Consider the following 17521-nt stretch of genomic DNA (forward strand, 5'->3'; position numbering starts at 1 on the left):
CGAATCCCGACGGGGCCGAAGTCACCTGACTACCACGTCAACTGAGCTGAGCTCACTTGCCGGGGCTGACCAGGACCAGGGTCTCGAGCTTGTTCCAGCTCTCGTAGAGGACCGAGATCGCGGTGTTGGTGTTGGGCACCTGGACGCTGCTGTACTGGTTCTCGGCGCTCCAGTACTTGTTCTTCGCGTCGTTGAAGGAGCTGACGCCCTTCGAGGACGGGATGGTGGTCAGCACGTCGGCCTTGTGGAGCTTCAGGCCGTCGGTGCGCTCGAACCCGAAGGTCGAGTCGTAGCCCTGCATGCGCGGGCGCATCGCGGTGCCGTCGGCCCACTTGAGGGTGTCCGGGTGCGAGTCGACCGGCAGGATCAGGCCCTGGCCCGGGTGGTTGGTGACGTTGTTGTCGCTCTGCGACTTGTCCCACAGCCAGATCAGGAGGCCGTTCTGGTTGGCGTAGTGCTCCACCCAGTCGGGCTTGGCGGCCGAGCCGAAGGTGTACGGGCCGGTCTTGAGCGTCTCGTCGTACGAAACGTACTGACGGTTCTCGACCAGGTACTTCTGCTCGTACGACTTGGAGAACTTGCCGTTGATCCGCGAGAAGCCGCTGGCGGTCCAGCCGTTGTCGCCGTTCTCCACGTTGTCGGTGAAGACCGGGGCACCGTTCGCGCTGACGACGATGTTGTCGAGCGCGAGGCCCTTGAGGTGCACGCCACCGTCGGTGGTGTAGCGGAAGCGGACCTTGACGGCCTTGCCGGCGTAGGCGTCCAGCGAGTAGGACAGGTCGCCCCACTTGCCGGCCGAGTCACCGGTCAGACCCGCGGTGCCGGCCGGGGTGGCCGGGATCGCGGTGCCGTTGAAGGTGCCGTCGAGGGCGGTCCACTTGGCGCCGCCGTCGGTGGAGACCTCGGCGTAGCCGTAGTCGTAGTCCTGCTCGATGTCGTACCAGGCCTTGGCCGACAGGTTGGCCGAAGCCTTGCCGGTCAGGTCCACGTCGCGGGTCAGCGAGACGTTCAGGTCGTCGGCGCTGCCGCTCCACCACTCGCCGGCACCCTCGAACGGGGTGTTGATCTCGGTGGTGACGGTCTTCGACGGGAGGTCGACCACCAGCGCCTGCGGGCGCTTGGTGTTGTACTCCGCCGGGCCGAGGAGGTGCGCGGAGTACTTGCCGGCCTTGCCGGTCTCGAACTTGAGCCAGCCGAGCTGCAGCTTGCTCCAGGCGTCGAGGTCGGCCGGCTTGTCACCGATGCTGTTCTTGCCGGTGCCGAGCCAGGAACCCGACGACATCAGCGACCAGAAGCCGACCGAGTTGTCGATGCCGGAGCCCGAGGTGTCGTACAGGTCCGGCAGACCGAGGTCGTGGCCGAACTCGTGCGAGAACACACCGAGGCCACCGTTCTCGGCCTGCATGGTGTAGTCACCGGCCCAGATGCCGGTGCTGCCGACCGGGGTGCCACCCAGCTTGTTGTTGTCCGGGCCGGCCTGGCCCTGCAGGGTGCCGTAGACGTACGAGCGGTGGGCCCAGAGCGCGTCGGTGCCCTGGACGCCGCCGCCGGCGGACTGGTCCTCACCGGCGTGCACGATCTGGAAGTGGTCGATGTAACCGTCGGGCTCGTTGAAGTTGCCGTCGTGGTCGTAGTCGTACCGGTCCCACTGGTCGTACTGGGCGATCTGCGCCTTGATCTGAGCGTCCGTCTGGCCCTTGGCCTTCTGGTCGGCGACCCAGGCGTTGATGCCGTCGCGGATCAGGTCCTGCGCGTTGTTGCAGACGTGCTGCTTGCAGTAGTCCGAGCCGTAACGGGCCTCGTTCCACGGCACCTTGACCCAGTCGGTGACCTGGCCGTCGACCGAGTAGCGGCCGGAGGACTGACGCTCGTAGTAGGTCTTGAGCGAGTCCTTGGTGGTGCTGAAGTACAGGTCCTGGTAGTGCTGGCGGTTGTAGTCCGCCCGCCAGTCCGTGGAGTTGTCCTTCGTCCGGTCCGGCTGCGCGATCTGGTTGCGCAGCGGGCCGGGCTGGCCGCCGTACTTCACCGTGCCGTCGGGCAGCTTGGTGGTGTTGTCCACCTGGTCGCTGAACTCGACCAGGATGGTGAAGATCTTGTCCGTGCGCTCGCGGCCGAGCTCGACGAACTTGTCGCGGCCCAGCTTGATGCTGGTGCTGCCGCCGTGGGTCTCGATCTTCGCGGTGCCGTTCACGAGCTGCTCGACAGCAGCCTTCTGCTGGGCCTCGACCTTGCCGGTCAGCGGACCGGGCAGGTTGTGGTCGTCCGGCGCGTTCAGCGCAGCGTCGGCCGGGTCATTGGAGACCGTGACCGGCGCGGCGGTAGCCGTAGCCGGCAGCATTCCCGCGCCGAGAGCGGCGATTACCGCCACGGCCGCGGTCGCCGCGGCGGCCTTCTTGGATATGTTCAACGTGGTGACGTCCTCCCCATACCGGCCGAGCTCATGGCCCCGCCGGTGAACCAATGAAAGACAGGTGGACGTCATTTGATCCAAGGGTGAGCAAAAAAGAAAGACCTTGACCCTGACATGGCCACGGCGCTATGCTCCGGCGCTTCTATCACCTGATCATCCGTCAAATGTCCGAGCCGGACCCGGCGGTGGAAGCATCCATCGCATCCGAACCAGCCTGGCTATCCGTCGAACGGCGGGGGCCACCGTGCGGTTCATCACAAGAATTGTGACCTGGCGATGAACGCGAGGGGCATGGCAAAAGGACCCCTGCGCTGGCGCTATGGCCAGTGCAGGGGCCCTTTCGGAGCCGGTCGGTGCTACCCGGTACTGCGGTTACTTGGTGAGATCAGGACCGGCCGAGGCGACCGCCGCGGGAGAGTCCGCCACCGGCGACTTCTCCTCGCCGCGGAAGGTGAACTTGGCTTCCTTGCCCTCGCCCTCGACCCCGACGACCACGATGTGGCCGGCCCGCAGCTCGCCGAAGAGGATCTTCTCCGACAGGTGGTCCTCGATCTCGCGCTGGATGGTGCGGCGCAGCGGACGCGCACCCAGCAGCGGGTCGTAGCCGCGCTTGGCCAGCAGCTTCTTGGCGTCGATGCTGAGCTCGAGACCCATGTCGCGGTCCTTGAGCCGGCCGTCCACCTTGTCGATCATCAGGTCGACGATCTGGATGATGTCTTCCTCGGACAGCTGGTGGAAGACCACGATGTCGTCGACACGGTTCAGGAACTCGGGCCGGAAGTGCTGCTTGAGCTCCTCGCTGACCTTCGCCTTCATCCGCTCGTACCCGGTGGTGGCGTCACCCGTGGCCGCGAAGCCGAGGTTGAAGCCCTTGGAGATGTCCCGGGTGCCGAGGTTGGTGGTCATGATGATGACGGTGTTCTTGAAGTCGACAACTCGACCCTGGGAGTCGGTCAGGCGACCGTCCTCCAGAATCTGCAGCAGCGAGTTGAAGATGTCCGGGTGCGCCTTCTCGACCTCGTCGAAGAGGACCACCGAGAACGGCTTCCGGCGCACCTTCTCGGTGAGCTGGCCGCCCTCCTCGTACCCGACGTAGCCGGGCGGGGAGCCGAACAGCCGCGAAACGGTGTGCTTCTCGCTGAACTCCGACATGTCGAGGGAGATCAGCGCGTCCTCGTCGCCGAACAGGAACTGCGCCAGCGTCTTGGAGAGCTCGGTCTTACCGACCCCGGACGGACCGGCGAAGATGAACGAACCGCCGGGGCGCTTCGGGTCCTTGAGGCCCGCACGGGTACGCCGGATCGCCTTCGAGAGCGCCTTGATGGCGTCCGTCTGGCCGATGACGCGCTTGTGCAGCTCGTCCTCCATGCGCAGCAGGCGGGAGGACTCCTCCTCGGTGAGCTTGAAGACCGGGATGCCGGTGGCCGTGGCCAGGACCTCCGCGATCAGCTCCTCGTCCACCTCGGCGACGACGTCCATGTCGCCGGCCTTCCACTCCTTCTCCCGCTTCGCCTTCGCGGTGAGGAGCTGCTTCTCGTCGTCGCGCAGCGAGGCGGCCTTCTCGAAGTCCTGCGCGTCGATCGCGCTCTCCTTCTCCCGGCGCACGTCGGCGATCTTCTCGTCGAACTCGCGCAGGTCCGGCGGCGCGGTCATCCGGCGGATGCGCATCCGGGAGCCGGCCTCGTCGATCAGGTCGATCGCCTTGTCCGGCAGGAAGCGGTCCGAGATGTAGCGGTCGGCCAGGGTGGCGGCGGCGACCAGCGCGGCATCGGTGATGGACACCCGGTGGTGCGCCTCGTAGCGGTCCCGCAGACCCTTGAGGATCTCGATGGTGTGCGGCAGCGACGGCTCGGCGACCTGGATCGGCTGGAAGCGGCGCTCCAGCGCGGCGTCCTTCTCCAGGTGCTTGCGGTACTCGTCCAGCGTGGTGGCACCGATGGTCTGGAGCTCACCGCGGGCCAGCATCGGCTTGAGGATCGACGCCGCGTCGATCGCACCCTCGGCGGCGCCCGCGCCGACCAGGGTGTGCAGCTCGTCGATGAACAGGATGATGTCGCCGCGGGTGCGGATCTCCTTGAGCACCTTCTTCAGGCGCTCCTCGAAGTCACCGCGGTAGCGGGAGCCCGCGACCAGCGCGCCGAGGTCGAGCGTGTAGAGCTGCTTGTCCTTCAGCGTCTCCGGGACCTCGCCCTTGACGATCGCCTGGGCCAGGCCCTCGACCACGGCGGTCTTGCCGACGCCGGGCTCGCCGATCAGCACGGGGTTGTTCTTGGTGCGGCGGGACAGCACCTGCATGACCCGCTCGATCTCCTTCTCGCGCCCGATCACCGGGTCGAGCTTGGCCTCGCGGGCGGCCTGGGTGAGGTTCCGCCCGAACTGGTCCAGGACCAGCGAGGTGGAGGGGGTGCCCTCGGCGGGGCCGCCGGCCGTGGCCGACTCCTTGCCGGTGCCCTGGTACCCGGAGAGCAGCTGGATGACCTGCTGACGCACCCGGTTCAGGTCGGCACCCAGCTTCACCAGGACCTGGGCGGCGACGCCCTCGCCCTCGCGGATGAGGCCGAGCAGGATGTGCTCGGTGCCGATGTAGTTGTGGCCGAGCTGAAGGGCCTCGCGGAGCGACAGCTCCAGCACCTTCTTCGCCCGCGGGGTGAAGGGGATGTGGCCGGACGGGGCCTGCTGGCCCTGGCCGATGATCTCCTCGACCTGCTGGCGGACGGCCTCAAGAGAGATCCCGAGGCTCTCCAGGGCCTTGGCGGCGACACCCTCGCCCTCGTGGATCAGGCCCAGGAGGATGTGCTCGGTGCCGATGTAGTTGTGGTTGAGCATCCGGGCTTCTTCCTGAGCCAGGACGACAACCCGCCGCGCACGGTCGGTGAACCTCTCGAACATCGTTTATCGCTCCTCAGAGCGGTCGGGCAGTTCGGGGACTGTCCCCGCCCTGTCCTTCCGCATGCTAGTCCCGCTCAGCGGCGCGGCTCACGGATCAGCTCCAACTCACGTGGAGCCTTTCATGCTGCGCGACCAGCCGACACCATTCCCAACCTGATGCTGGGAGACGGTGTTCCCACAGCAGGGCCTGATGCACCCGATACCGCTACGCCAACGGCGAACAACGTCCACCGAGGACTCGGACAGCTGGTCTCGCGATCTGCTCGGCCGGGGCCATCGGCCCCACCCACCTGCATTCATACCCGGTAATGCGGCGAGTTTCGCGCAGTTTCCCCGGTGGCGGTGTTCGCCTGGCGAGAAGTCCACCGGGGTGACGGTGGATCAGATCGGGCCCGCGGCCGTTCAGGTGGTGGCCGCGTGACCGCGTCGCCCCTCCAGCGTTGCACAGCCCATGACGGTTCCGTCGAGCCGGAGCGGGCTGTGCCCCGTCCCGCTCACCGCCCTGCTGGACTCCGACCGGGTCGAGGTGCGCCGCCCGGTCGGGCTGGCCTCGCTCGCCCGGCTGGACCGCCTGGGGCGGCCGTCGGGTCCGGTGGTGGCCCGGGGTGACCGGGTCGCCTTCCTGCTGGCGCCGGACACCGCGGAGACGGTGCCCGAGCTGCTGCGCTGGCTGGGCTGGGGGGCCGAACTCCGGCTCGGCCTCACCGCCAGGGCGGCCGGACCGGCCCGGGTGCCACGGCCGCGGGGCGCGGAGGAGGCTCCTCCGCGCCCCGATGACCGGCGGGCCAGCTGGCTCCGCCCGGCCGAGCACGGGTCCGTACTGGACCTGCGCTCACCCGATCTGCTGCGACTGCTCGACTGCCTGGCCGACGCCTGCGCCCGTGACCTGATGGGTCTGGCACCGGCCGGCTGACCGGTCGTCAGGCGACGTTGGCCTGCTCGTACGCCTCGCGCACGTCGCTCGGGACCCGGCCGCGGTCGTTGACGTTGAAGCCGTTCTCCTTGGCCCACGCGCGGATCTTCGCGGTGTCCGGGGCGCTCGCCGCCGGGCGGCCGGTGCCGCGGGCGGTGCCCCGGCGCGCTCCGGCCAGTCGGCCGCTCTGCTTGCGGCCCTTGTCCACGTACGGGGCCAGCAGCCCGCGCAGCTTCTCCGCGTTCGCGCTCTTCAGGTCGATCTCGTAGGCCACGCCGTCCAGGGCGAACGTCACGGTCTCGTCCGCCGAACCGCCGTCGAGATCGTCTTCAAGAATGACCTGCACCCTCTGTGCCACGGGCTTCCCTTTCCGCTAAACGACCCATTGCCTAGAGAAAGGAAAGCGCCTTTTTCGTGAAAACACAAACCCCTGGCTGCTCCGAAGGTGTCCGCCGACCTCTTCCGCCGGGTGTTCAGAGGCGGAGCAGCATCCTTGAGTTGCCCAGCGTGTTGGGCTTCACCCGCTCCAGGTCGAGGAACTCCGCGACACCTTCGTCGTACGAACGTAGAAGTTCCTCATAGACATCCGTAGCGATCGCCGCCGGATCTGCTGTACTGTCGTCGGTTTCACCGATCTCGACGAAACCGTGTTTCGCGAAGAACGAGACCTCGAACGTCAGGCAGAAAATCCGACGGACGCCCAGCCAGCGGGCGGTGTGGACCAGCTTCTCCAGCACCAGGTGGCCGACCCCCAGGCCCTTGCAGGACGGATCGACCGCCAGGGTGCGGACCTCGGCCAGGTCCTCCCACATCACGTGCAGTGCGCCGCAGGCGACCACGAGACCGGTGTCGTCGCGTTCCGCGACCCAGAACTCCTGTACGGATTCGAACAGCGTCACGGTCGGCTTGTCGAGCAGAATGCCGTCCCGCGAGTAGCCGTCGATGAGCCGCCGTACTGCGCGCACGTCGCTGGTCCGCGCCCGGCGGATGGTGACCTCCATGGCGGGACGCTATCGTGCTCAGGCGCTTCCGGTCTCCCCCGGATCACCTTCGGGCCCGCTATCGGGGGGTGCGAGCGCGGTGACCCGGAGGGCGTCCCGGAGTGCCTCGCGCTGCTCGGGCGACATCAGGCCGAAGAAGTGAACCAGTGCCGCGGCCGGATTGTCACTGGTCGCCCAGGCGTCGTTCATGAGGGCCGCGGTGTATGCCTCGCGGGACGAGACCGGCTCATATACATAGGCGCGACCGACCTGCTCCCGTCGGAGCCAGCCCTTTCTGAAGAGCTTGTCGAGCACCGTCATCACGGTGGTGTACGCGATTTCGCGTTCCGACCGAAGATCCTGCAGAACCTCGCGAACGGTGACCGGGCGGTTCCACTGCCAGACCCTGGTCATGATGTCGTTCTCGAGTTCTCCGAGTTGCCGCACCATAGTCCGGCCAGGATAGGGAGTGTTCCGGACAAACTTTGCTGATTCGCCGCAAACCGGCGCGCCGCCACCCCGGAGGGTGACGGCGCGTCGGGCCGGGGCTGCTATTCGGCGTTCCGGGCCGCCAGCGCGTCCGCGAGGGCGTCCTCCTTGGCGCGCTGGGCGCCGCCCTGGGAGCGGATGATCGCCCGCACCAGGAAGCCGAAGCCGATCGCCATCACCAGCGGGGGCACGATCGCACTGATGTAGTCCACCAGGTCACTCCTCTTCGGAAACGTCGGAACCTTCGGCACCGTCCGCGGCCTTGGCGGCCTTGGCGGTCGGCTTCACGATCGGGAAGAGCACCGTCTCACGGATGTTCTTGCCGGTCAGCAGCATGATCAGGCGGTCCACCCCGAGGCCGAGGCCACCGGTCGGCGGCATCGCGTACTCCAGCGCGCGCAGGAAGTCCTCGTCCACCTGCATCGCCTCGACGTCGCCGCCGGCCGCCAGCAGCGACTGGGCGGTCAGCCGGGCCCGCTGCTCGACCGGGTCGACCAGCTCGGAGTAGGCGGTGCCGATCTCGGTGCCGAAGATGACCAGGTCCCACTTCTCGGCCACGCCCGGGATCGAGCGGTGCTGGCGGGTCAGCGGGGAGACCTCGGTCGGGTAGTCCTTGATGAAGGTCGGCTTGATCGCGTGGTGCTCGAGCAGCCGCTCGACCATCTCCAGCACGATCTGGCCGTGGCCCCACTCCTTCTCGTACGGGATGCCGGCCTTGTCGGCCAGCTCGCGCAGCTCGTCGACACCGGTCTCCGGGGTGACCTCGGTGCCGAGGTGCGCGGAGATGCCGGGGTAGACGCTGACCTCGGCCCAGGGCTCGGCCAGGTCGATCTCGTGCTCGGCGCCGTCCGGGCCGATGCCGCGCACCACGGTGGTGCCCAGCGCGTCCCGGGCCGCGTTCACGATGGTGGCCCGGATCAGCTCGGCCTGGGTGTCGTAGTCGCCGTAGGCCTCGTACGACTCCAGCGAGGTGAACTCGGGGTTGTGGGTCGAGTCGGCGCCCTCGTTGCGGAAGTTGCGGTTGATCTCGAAGACCTTCTCGGCGCCGCCGACCACCAGGCGCTTGAGGTACAGCTCCGGCGCGATCCGCAGGAAGAGGTCGATGTCGTACGCGTTGATGTGGGTGGTGAACGGGCGGGCGTTGGCGCCGCCGTGCACCGGCTGCAGCATCGGGGTCTCGACCTCGATGTAGCCGCGCTCCTCGTAGGTGCGGCGGATCGAGCGGACCACCTTGCTGCGCAGGTAGAGGATCTCCCGCGCCTCCGGGTTCACGATCAGGTCGACGTAGCGCTGGCGGACCCGGGCCTCCGGGTCGGTCAGGCCCTTGTGCTTGTCCGGCAGCGGCCGCAGGCACTTGGCGGTCAGCTCCCAGCGGTCCACCAGCACGGACAGCTCACCGCGCTTGGAGGTGATCACCTCGCCCTCGACGCCCACCTGGTCGCCGAGGTCGATGTCGGCCTTCCAGGCCGCCAGCCGCTCCGGGCCCAGCTTGTCCAGGGAGAACATCACCTGGAGGTCGCCCGAGCCGTCCCGCAGGGTGGCGAAGCAGAGCTTGCCGCCGGTCCGGGCCAGCACCACGCGGCCGGTCACGCCGGCCCGCTCGCCGGTGGTGACGTCCGGCTCCAGGTCGGGGTGCTTGGCGCGCAGGTCGGCGATGGTGGTGGTGCGGGGGAAGCCGACCGGGTACGGGTCGACGCCGGCGGCCCGGAGCCGGTCCAGCTTCTCGCGCCGGACGCGCATCTGCTCGGGAAGGTCGTCGGTCGCGGGGATGCTGTTCTGATCGCTCACCACACCAGGGTATCGACCGTTACGGGGGCGACCGCCACGGGATATCGCCGCGACACGGCGGCGGCCCCGGAGAGGTCGGCAGGACCTCTCCGGGGCCGCCCGGGCGCAGCGGGTCCGTCAGGCGCGCCCGCCGGCCCGGCGGCGGCGCAGGGTCACCGCGATGACGCCGAGGCCGAGCACGACCGCGGCGCCGCCGAGGACGATTCCGAGGGTGCCCGGTCCGGTGATCGGGCCGGCGCCACTGCCGCCGCCGGTCGAGGCGAGCGGCCGGGAGGAGGAGCCCGGCGTCGCCCGCGCGCCGGAGTCGGAACTCGTGGGGGCGCCGGAGCTCTCGACGGGGGTGGCGGAGTCGGTCGGGCCGGTGCCGGTGCTGGTCCCAGCGCGCGCGGTGGCCGGGGTGCCACGGCCCGGCTGCTCACCGAGCCGGACCAGGACGACGTCGTTGACCGGGGTCCGGTCGTTCGGGTCGACCGCCGAGAGGTGGCCGGGCTGGTACGTGCTGGTCCGGTCCTGCAGCGAGACCCGGGCGCTCAGACCGGCGGCCGGGGCGTCGAGTTCGAGCCCGAGATCGAACGAGAGCTCCTCCCCGACCCGGCCCAGCTGCGACAGGGAGCAGTAGTAGCCCGGGCCCAGGAGCTGCGTCGCGTCCCACGCCGCGTCGTGGCAGGCCGCCGGGAGGTCGGTGACCACCCGGGCCCCGTCGGGCAGGTGCAGGCGCACGGACGTGGCCTGGTCGCGGAAGTAGTCCGAGGAGTCGGCCGGGCCGTTGTTCCGGGCGCCGATCGTCAGGGTGCCGCGCCGGCCGTTGCCCGCGGGGGTCCACCGGCCGAGGGCCTCGTGGTCCGAGGTGGTGGCGACGTCGAATCCGAACGTGCTGTCGTGACGGCCCGTCAACAGGTCCGGCCCGCCGACGTCGTCGACCGGGGTCTCCGGACTGCCGAAGGTGAGCCGGGGTCCGGTGCCCTGCTCGAATGCGTAGGAGTTCCGCAGGTCGTTCCGCTCCAGGGCCCGGTTGCCGAACACCTCGAAGGCGAGGAAGCCCTTGAACTCGGATCCCGTGACCTCGATGGCGAGGGGATCGAGGTGCACCGTCTGCTGCGGGGCGACCGGGCTGTCGATGGTGCAGACCATGTAGGTGCTCGGCATCCGGTAGGTCTGCCATGGTGGCGTGGTCGCGTACTCGCAGTTGGAGAACTGCTGGCGGAACTTCGCTCCGGGGCCGAGGGTGGCCTGGACGATCACCCGTTGGGCCGGGAGCCGGCCCTCGTTGGTGACCTCCAGCCGGGGGCTGAGGGTGCTACCGGGCTTGACGTCCTTCAGGGGTTCCGGCCACTTCGGGACCAGGTTCGGGCCGCCGACGAAGACCTCGACGTCACGGGCGGCGGGCTTCGTGTTCGAGCCGGTCACGGTGATGTGCAGGACGCCCTTGGCGCCGATCGCGGCACCCTCGGCCGGACTCAGGTAGGGGTTTCCGCCGGTGCTGGCGCTGCCGGGGGCGGGCGAGGGCTGCTCGCACCGGTGCACCGTGCCCGTGACCTCGCACCCAAGGGCCGTGCCGAGCTCGGCGACCCCGGCCAGATCGCGGGTGTCGTAGCTGACCCTGAGGTCCTCGGGCGTGCCCTCCCCCTGCTGGGTGATGGTGAGAAAGAGGTCGCTCGGCCGCTCGGCCGGATCCAGCGAGAGGGTGGAAGCGCCGAGGAAGGTGAAACCGAGGTCGTTCTCCGCCGAAGCGGGCCGGGCACCGCCGACCAGGAGGAGGGTGATGACGGCGGCGGTTCCGAACGTACGGGCCAGGCGTATGAGTGCCACTGCTGTCCTTCGGTCACAGGGTCTTCGCCGCGCACTCTAAATTGTGTGATCGAACGACCGTTGCGCGACGGGCAGGACAAGTCGGTCAACTCGTCGCAGGAGCGGTCGATTCAGGAATCCATTGCAGCAGAACTGTTACAGCGCGCCCGAGCCTGGCGCTCAGTCGGCCGGCCGGCGGGCCCGGCGGCGGAGCGCGAGACCGGCCGTCGCGGCGACCAGGGCCGCTGCGGCGACCACGGCGGTGGCGACGGCGCTGCCCGGCCGCCCGGACGCGTCGGCGGTCGTGATGGAGGAGCCGGACGCCTGGACGTCCGGGGATCCGGCTGGACTCCCGACCGACGGGTTCGCGGTGGGTGCGGGGGCAAGGGACACCCTGCTCCGGTAGGACCTCCAGGAGTCGTGGAGGCCGACGGGGCCCAGGGCGGTGACCGGGGTCTCGGGTCGGCCGAAGGTCAGGTGGGGACCCGAGCCGGTTTCGTAACCCAGCTGTTCCAGTTGCCGCTCGCTGCTGGCGGGACGGCTGTCCCAGTTGGCCTGTGCGGCGAACTCCACCGAGGATGTGGGTAGTTCGAAGGTGATCGGCACCGGGTCCAGAGTGACGGTCTCGCCGGGGGCGATCGGGCTGTCGACGACGCAGACCACCGCCGACGTCTTCGCGTACCTGCAGTTGCCGAACTGCTCCGCGATCGTGGCGCCCTTTTCCGGGGTGAGGGTCAGGATGACCCGTTCGGCGGGGAGCGTACCGGTGTTGGTGATCTGCAGCGACGGGCTGACCACCTCGCCCAGGGGCTGGTCGGCCGGTGTCGGGAGCGGGCCGAACTCCAGGTTGGGGCCGCCGATCACGATGGTGACGTCGACCTCGGCCAAGGTGCCCGTCGCGTTCGTCAGCGTGATGTGCAGGACGCCGCTGGCGCCCGCCTCGGCACCCTCGGCCCGCATCAGCTGGAGAGATCCCCAGACGGGCAGTCCCTCGACGTGCCAGTGCCGGCAGACGTACGCCGTACCGTCCGGGGTGCAGTCGGGGGTTGCGCTCATGTTCGCGACCCCGGCCAGGTCACGGGCATCGAACCGGGTCCGGACGGCCTCGTACGGACCGACGTCGCCGAGGAAGGCACCCCGGACGGGCGTCGGGTCCCACGGGAGGAGCGACACCGCCAACGGCCCGTCGTAGACCACGGGGCCCTTGTCAGCCGCAGCGGGGAGGGCGGGGCCGGTCAGGGCGAGACCGGCCAGCAGGGCGGTCGCTAGCCGGAGTGCCGGGCGTATCAGGGGCATGGCCGTCCCAGGGGTGCGTACGGAGGGTCCGGTGCACTCTAGGGGCGGACGGGGGCCGGTGTCAGGGGAGGCGGGGGAGCCTCCCCTGACCGGGGGTCAGCCGGTGGCGAGTTCCAGGTCGTCCTGGGCGGGGGCCGGGGCGCTGGGCTCGGTGTGGGTGCGGCGGCCGAAGAGCTCGGCGGGGGTGGGCATCCGGCGGGGCTGCGGGCGGGCGTCTGCGGGCGACTTCGGGGCCGCGGCGTGATCGGTCATCGGGAACCGTCCTCCAGCTGGATCGGGGGAGCCGCCGCTGAGATGCGCGGCGGGGCTTGGTACGGCCGTCAGGTGCCGCTGACCGGTGCCGAGGGCGAGGCGTTCGCGGACGTCGGCCTCGGCGATGGCGTGGCAGCGGCCCGCCAGCCGGGAGCGGCGGGAGCGTTCGCCGCCGCCGCAGGGCAGCCGGGTCAGGGCGCGGAGGGCGGTGAGGTCCTCGGCGGTGGGGAGGTAGCCGTCGGTGATGGCCTCCTCCAGGCGTTCCAGGTAGCCGGAGACGGTGCCGGGCAGGGCGGCCCGGTACCGGGCGAGGTCCGCGAGCAGGAACGAGCGCAGCCGCCCGCCCTCCTGCACGGCCTCGTCCACGGCCTCGGCGAGGCGCAGGGCCTCCTGGACGTCCTCGGCCCACAGCTCACCCGCAGGAGTCGGGTACGGCATGTGGACCGGGTACAGCGCTTGGGCGAGGGCACGGCGCAACACGCGGACTTCGTCGGCGCTGAAGGCCATGCCGCCGCGCGATCCGTGTGGCGTCGGCATGCCATGACAGTACGTGGCGTACGTCCGATTTATGGCTATTTGCCGCGCGTCTGTACCGATTGGCCTATCTGCGGCTCATCGGAGGAGTGACGGTCCGTCAGGGCTTCGCCGCCCCGCTCAGGCGGTGGCGGGCTTGTTGCGCTCGTAGACCAGCCGGAGGCCGATCAGGGTGAGCCACGGCTCGTGCACGTCGATCGTGGCGGCCTCGCCCAGGACCAGCGGGGCCAGGCCGCCGGTGGCGATCACCTGGACGTCGTCCGGATCCTTGGAGAGCTCCTTGGCCATCCGCTCGACCAGCCCGTCGACCTGCCCGGCGAAGCCGTACAGGATGCCGGACTGCATGCCCTCGACGGTGTTCTTGCCGATCACGTTCCGGGGGCGGGCCAGCTCGATCTTGCGGAGCTGGGCGCCGCGCATCCCCAGCGCCTCGACCGAGATCTCGATGCCGGGCGCGATCGCGCCGCCGACGTAGTCGCCGCGCTCGTTGACCGCGTCGAAGGTGGTGGCGGTGCCGAAGTCGACCACGATGCACGGGCCGCCGTACAGGTGGTTGGCGGCCAGCGCGTTGACGATCCGGTCGGCGCCGACCTCCTTGGGGTTGTCCATCAGGACGTGCACCCCGGTCTTCACCCCCGGCTCCACGATCACCGCGGGGACGTCGCCGTAGTAGCGGCGGGTCACCTCGCGGAGCTCGTGGAGCACGGCGGGCACGGAGGAGCAGATGGCCAGGCCCTCGATCCGGTCCTCGGCCGAGACGACCGGGTGAGAGCCCATCAGGCCCTGCATCAGCACCGCGAGTTCGTCGGCGGTGCGGCGCGGGTCGGTGGAGATCCGCCAGTGCTCCACGATCTCCTCGCCGTCGAACAGGCCGAGCGTGGTCTGGGTGTTGCCGACGTCGATGGTGAGGAGCACGGGGGGAGCCTTCTGCTAGATACGGATCAGGAAGAGCGGAGGTCCAGGCCGATGTCCAGGATCGGCGAGGAGTGGGTGAGCGCACCGACGGCCAGGAAGTCCACCCCAGTCTGGGCGACCTCGCGCGCGGTGGCCAGGGTCAGCCCGCCCGAAGCCTCCAGCTTGGCCCGGCCGTCGACCAGCTCGACCGCCTGCTTCAGCTCGGCGGTGGTGAAGTTGTCCAGCAGGATCAGGTCGGCGCCGGCCTCCAGCACCGGCAGGATCTGGTCGAGCCGGTCCACCTCGATCTCCACCGGCAGCTCCGGGTACGCGGCCCGGACGGCCTTGAACGCCTCGGCCACGCCGCCCGCGGCGACCACGTGGTTGTCCTTCACCAGCGCGGCGTCGGAGAGCGACATCCGGTGGTTGCTGCCGCCGCCGGCCCGGACCGCGAACTTCTGCAGCGAGCGCAGGCCCGGGGTGGTCTTGCGGGTGTCCCGGACCACGGCCCCGGTGCCCTCCAGGGCGTCCGCCCAGGCGCGGGTGGCGGTGGCGATGCCGGAGAGGTGGCAGAGCAGGTTCAGCGCGCTGCGCTCGGCGGTGAGCAGGTCGCGGGTGCGGCTGCGGACCGAGAGCAGGACCTGGCCGGCCTCGACCGCGTCACCGTCCTCGACGTGCCGCTCGACCTCGAACTCCTCCTCGCAGACCAGCGAGACCACGGCCTCGGCGATCCGCAGACCGGCCACCACGCCGGCCTGACGGGCCGTGAAGTCCGCGGTCGCCACCGCGTCGGCGGGGACGGTCGCCACCGAGGTGACGTCCTCGCCGCCGGCCAGGTCCTCGGCCAGCGCCAGGGTGGCGATGTCCTCCACCTCGACCGGGTCCAGGCCGGCCGCCTCCAGCATCTCGGCCAGCGCCGGGTCCAGGCCGGTCTCGTACGCCTCGCCGTCGCCGCAGCCGCAGGCGTCGCCGCAGCCGACCATCGGGAGTTCTTCGTGGGTGTGGGACATCGGATGCTCCTGTTTGGCAGATGGTTCGGAAGTCAGGGGTTCGGAGAGGGGAACGGCAGAGTGCCTGACCCGGTACGCAGGTTGAACGCTCCTGGGGTCGGCGCCGCCGTTCCCCGGGCCCCTAGTGGCTGATCGTGATGCCCGCGGCGTCCAGCGTGGTGGTGAGGTGGAGCTGCCAGCGGGTGTCGTCGCGGTCGGGGAAGTCCTCGCGCCAGTGGCAGCCGCGGGTCTCCTCCCGGCGGGCCGCGGCGGCGACCAGGGCGGTGGCGACCAGGTGCAGGTTGGTGGCCTCCCAGGTCTCCACCCGGGGGTCGGCGGGCTTCTCCTCGGTGGTGTGGGTACGGGCCTCCTCGCCGAGCCGGTCCAGGCCGGCGGCGGTGGCGGCCATCGAGGCGGCCGACCGCAGCACGCCCGCCCCGGTGGACATCAGGTGCTGGATCTGCGCCCTGGCCTCCGAGGTGAGCAGCGGCACCGTCGCGGCGGACCGGGCCCCGGCCACGTCGACCGAGCGCTCGGGGAGCCGGCCGGCGGTGTGCCGGGCGGTCAGGTCGGCGGCGATCCGCTCGGCGAAGACCAGGCCCTCCAGCAGCGAGTTGGAGGCCAGCCGGTTGGCGCCGTGCACGCCGGTGCAGGCCACCTCGCCGCAGGCGTACAGGCCGGGCACGGTGGTGCGGCCGAGCAGGTCGGTGCGGATGCCGCCGGAGGCGTAGTGCGCGGCGGGGGCGACCGGGATCAGCCCGGTGACCGGGTCGATGCCGTGCGAGCGGCAGGAGGCCAGGATGGTCGGGAAGCGCTCGGCCCACATCTCGGCGCCGAAGTGCCGCCCGTCCAGGTACATGTGCTCGGTGCCGAGCTCCTGCATCCGCTCGGTGATCGCCTTGGCGACGATGTCGCGCGGGGCCAGCTCGGCCAGCTCGTGCCGCCCGAGCATGAACCGGACGCCGTCGGCGTCCACCAGGTGGGCGCCCTCGCCGCGGACCGCCTCGGAGACCAGCGGCTGCTGGCCCTCGGCCTCGGGGCCGAGCCAGAGCACGGTCGGGTGGAACTGGACGAACTCCAGGTCGGTCACCTCGGCCCCGGCCCGCAGCGCGAGCGCGACGCCGTCGCCGGTGGAGACCGCCGGGTTGGTGGTGGCCGAGAAGACCTGCCCCATGCCGCCGGTGGCCAGCACCACGGCGCGGGCCCGGATCGCGCCGACACCGTCCCGCTGGCCCTCGCCCATCACGTGCAGGGTCAGGCCCGCCGCGTGGCCGTCGGCATCGGTGAGCAGGTCCAGCACCAGGGCGTGCTCGATGAGTTCGAGCCCGGGGTCGCTGCGGACGGCGGACACCAGGGCTCGCGATATCTCCGCCCCGGTGGCGTCGCCGCCGGCGTGCGCGATCCGGCGGCGGTGGTGGCCACCCTCCCGGGTGAGCAGGATCTCGCCCTCGGCGTCGAGGTCGAAGGCGGCCCCGGTGGCGATCAAGTTCCGTACGGCGTCCGGGCCTTCGGTGACCAGGGTGCGGACGGCGGCCTCGTCGCAGAGCCCTGCCCCGGCCACCAGGGTGTCGGACAGGTGCTGCTCGGGGGTGTCGCCCTCGCCCAGGGCGGCGGCGATGCCGCCCTGGGCCCAGCGGGTCGAACCGTCGTCGAGCATCGCCTTGGTGACCACCATGGCCCGCAGGCCGGCCTTGCGGACGTTGAGGGCGACGGTGAGTCCGGCCACGCCCGAACCGACCACGACCACGTCCGTGGTGGTGGTCCAGCCCGGGGCCGGGGCGGTGAGGCGGTGCGAGACGGTCATGTCCTGTTGCTCCTTAGCGCGCGGCGGTGGGGGCCGCGGTGTGCCCGTCACCGTACGCCTGGTCACCGCGCAGCAGGCCGCTGCCCTCGGGGGCCTCGGCGGCGTCGGTGCCGTAGCCGGTGATCCGGTTGTCGCCGTCCACGAAGACCACCCGGGGCACGTAGCCCTTGGCCTCGGCGGTCTCCATCTGCCCGTAGGCGATCAGGATGACCAGGTCGCCGGGGTGGACCAGGCGGGCGGCGGCGCCGTTGATGCCGATCACGCCGGAGCCGCGCGGGCCCGCGATCGTGTAGGTCTCCAGCCGGGCGCCGTTGTTGATGTCGACGATGTGGACCAGCTCCCCGGGGAGCAGGTCGGCGGCGTCGAGCAGGTCCTCGTCCACCGTGACCGAGCCGACGTAGTGCAGGTCGGCCTGGGTCACGGTGGCCCGGTGGATCTTGGACTTGAGCATGGTGCGGAGCATTGGGTCACGCCTCCTGTGAGTGCATGCCTGGG

General features: G+C 70.4%; 15 protein-coding genes. 1 reads left to right on the plus strand and 14 read right to left on the minus strand.

All coding sequences use genetic code 11. The annotated features are described in order from the left end of the window. Positions 1-52 precede the first annotated feature (52 nt). Positions 53-2338, minus strand: coding sequence for an immune inhibitor A domain-containing protein (locus ABT118_RS03040; protein ID WP_502884478.1), 2286 nt, complete (start codon positions 2336-2338; stop codon positions 53-55). 444 nt (positions 2339-2782) lie between these two features. Then, on the minus strand, positions 2783-5299 hold the full coding sequence (locus ABT118_RS03045) for an ATP-dependent Clp protease ATP-binding subunit (RefSeq protein WP_184918152.1): 2517 nt from the start codon (positions 5297-5299) through the stop codon (positions 2783-2785). Positions 5300-5750: 451 nt separating this feature from the next. On the opposite strand from ABT118_RS03045, the gene ABT118_RS03050 reads away from it, so the two are divergent. Further along, the gene (locus tag ABT118_RS03050; RefSeq protein ID WP_350644483.1) at positions 5751-6212 is read left to right on the plus strand and encodes a hypothetical protein; all 462 of its coding nucleotides are present in this window, start codon (positions 5751-5753) and stop codon (positions 6210-6212) included. 7 nt (positions 6213-6219) lie between these two features. Here the strand turns inward: ABT118_RS03050 and ABT118_RS03055 are convergent, their stop codons facing one another. The 12 genes from ABT118_RS03055 to panD form a co-directional block, all read right to left on the minus strand. Further along, entirely contained in the window at positions 6220-6570 is a 351-nt protein-coding gene (locus ABT118_RS03055) for a histone-like nucleoid-structuring protein Lsr2 (RefSeq protein ID WP_350644484.1), read from the minus strand. Between the two features lie 115 nt (positions 6571-6685). Next, complete coding sequence (locus ABT118_RS03060) at positions 6686-7213, minus strand: amino-acid N-acetyltransferase (RefSeq protein WP_350644485.1); 528 nt, start codon at positions 7211-7213, stop codon at positions 6686-6688. 18 nt (positions 7214-7231) lie between these two features. Continuing rightward, positions 7232-7642, minus strand: coding sequence for a BlaI/MecI/CopY family transcriptional regulator (locus tag ABT118_RS03065; protein WP_350644487.1), 411 nt, complete (start codon positions 7640-7642; stop codon positions 7232-7234). A gap of 101 nt (positions 7643-7743) precedes the next feature. Continuing rightward, positions 7744-7893 (minus strand): hypothetical protein, encoded by a 150-nt coding sequence (locus ABT118_RS03070; RefSeq protein WP_350644488.1) that lies wholly within the window; start codon positions 7891-7893, stop codon positions 7744-7746. Between the two features lie 4 nt (positions 7894-7897). Beyond that, on the minus strand, positions 7898-9469 hold the full coding sequence (gene lysX, locus ABT118_RS03075; protein WP_502884456.1) for a bifunctional lysylphosphatidylglycerol synthetase/lysine--tRNA ligase LysX: 1572 nt from the start codon (positions 9467-9469) through the stop codon (positions 7898-7900). Positions 9470-9586: 117 nt separating this feature from the next. Then, entirely contained in the window at positions 9587-11278 is a 1692-nt protein-coding gene (locus tag ABT118_RS03080) for a hypothetical protein (RefSeq protein WP_350644489.1), read from the minus strand. A gap of 159 nt (positions 11279-11437) precedes the next feature. Then, the gene (locus ABT118_RS03085) at positions 11438-12553 is read right to left on the minus strand and encodes a hypothetical protein (RefSeq protein ID WP_350644490.1); all 1116 of its coding nucleotides are present in this window, start codon (positions 12551-12553) and stop codon (positions 11438-11440) included. A 96-nt stretch (positions 12554-12649) separates the two neighbouring features. Further along, positions 12650-13342 (minus strand): hypothetical protein, encoded by a 693-nt coding sequence (locus ABT118_RS03090; RefSeq protein WP_350644491.1) that lies wholly within the window; start codon positions 13340-13342, stop codon positions 12650-12652. Between the two features lie 117 nt (positions 13343-13459). Further along, positions 13460-14254, minus strand: a complete 795-nt coding sequence (locus tag ABT118_RS03095; protein WP_350644492.1) for a type III pantothenate kinase — start codon at positions 14252-14254, stop codon at positions 13460-13462. Between the two features lie 26 nt (positions 14255-14280). After that, positions 14281-15243: a carboxylating nicotinate-nucleotide diphosphorylase gene (gene nadC, locus ABT118_RS03100; RefSeq protein WP_350644494.1), complete on the minus strand. Its 963-nt coding sequence runs from the start codon at positions 15241-15243 to the stop codon at positions 14281-14283. Positions 15244-15364: 121 nt separating this feature from the next. Further along, a complete protein-coding gene (locus tag ABT118_RS03105) occupies positions 15365-17026 on the minus strand; it encodes an L-aspartate oxidase (RefSeq protein ID WP_350644495.1) in 1662 nt (553 codons plus the stop codon). 13 nt (positions 17027-17039) lie between these two features. Then, entirely contained in the window at positions 17040-17489 is a 450-nt protein-coding gene (panD, locus tag ABT118_RS03110; protein WP_350644496.1) for an aspartate 1-decarboxylase, read from the minus strand. Between the last annotated feature and the right edge of the window lie 32 nt (positions 17490-17521).

The sequence above is a fragment of the Kitasatospora sp. NPDC002040 genome, from assembly GCF_040296785.1.
Taxonomy (GTDB): Bacteria; Actinomycetota; Actinomycetes; order Streptomycetales; family Streptomycetaceae; genus Kitasatospora.

Excerpts from the sequence above, each read along its gene's own strand:
- ABT118_RS03050 (WP_350644483.1), top strand. The coding sequence starts at position 5,751 with ATGACGGTTCCGTCGAGCCGGAGCGGGCTGTGCCCCGTCCCGCTCACC.
- ABT118_RS03045 (WP_184918152.1), bottom strand. The coding sequence starts at position 5,299 with ATGTTCGAGAGGTTCACCGACCGTGCGCGGCGGGTTGTCGTCCTGGCT.
- ABT118_RS03090 (WP_350644491.1), bottom strand. The coding sequence starts at position 13,342 with ATGCCGACGCCACACGGATCGCGCGGCGGCATGGCCTTCAGCGCCGAC.
- ABT118_RS03060 (WP_350644485.1), bottom strand. The coding sequence starts at position 7,213 with ATGGAGGTCACCATCCGCCGGGCGCGGACCAGCGACGTGCGCGCAGTA.
- ABT118_RS03040 (WP_502884478.1), bottom strand. The coding sequence starts at position 2,338 with ATGCTGCCGGCTACGGCTACCGCCGCGCCGGTCACGGTCTCCAATGAC.
- ABT118_RS03085 (WP_350644490.1), bottom strand. The coding sequence starts at position 12,553 with ATGCCCCTGATACGCCCGGCACTCCGGCTAGCGACCGCCCTGCTGGCC.
- ABT118_RS03105 (WP_350644495.1), bottom strand. The coding sequence starts at position 17,026 with ATGACCGTCTCGCACCGCCTCACCGCCCCGGCCCCGGGCTGGACCACC.
- ABT118_RS03065 (WP_350644487.1), bottom strand. The coding sequence starts at position 7,642 with ATGGTGCGGCAACTCGGAGAACTCGAGAACGACATCATGACCAGGGTC.
- nadC (WP_350644494.1), bottom strand. The coding sequence starts at position 15,243 with ATGTCCCACACCCACGAAGAACTCCCGATGGTCGGCTGCGGCGACGCC.
- panD (WP_350644496.1), bottom strand. The coding sequence starts at position 17,489 with ATGCTCCGCACCATGCTCAAGTCCAAGATCCACCGGGCCACCGTGACC.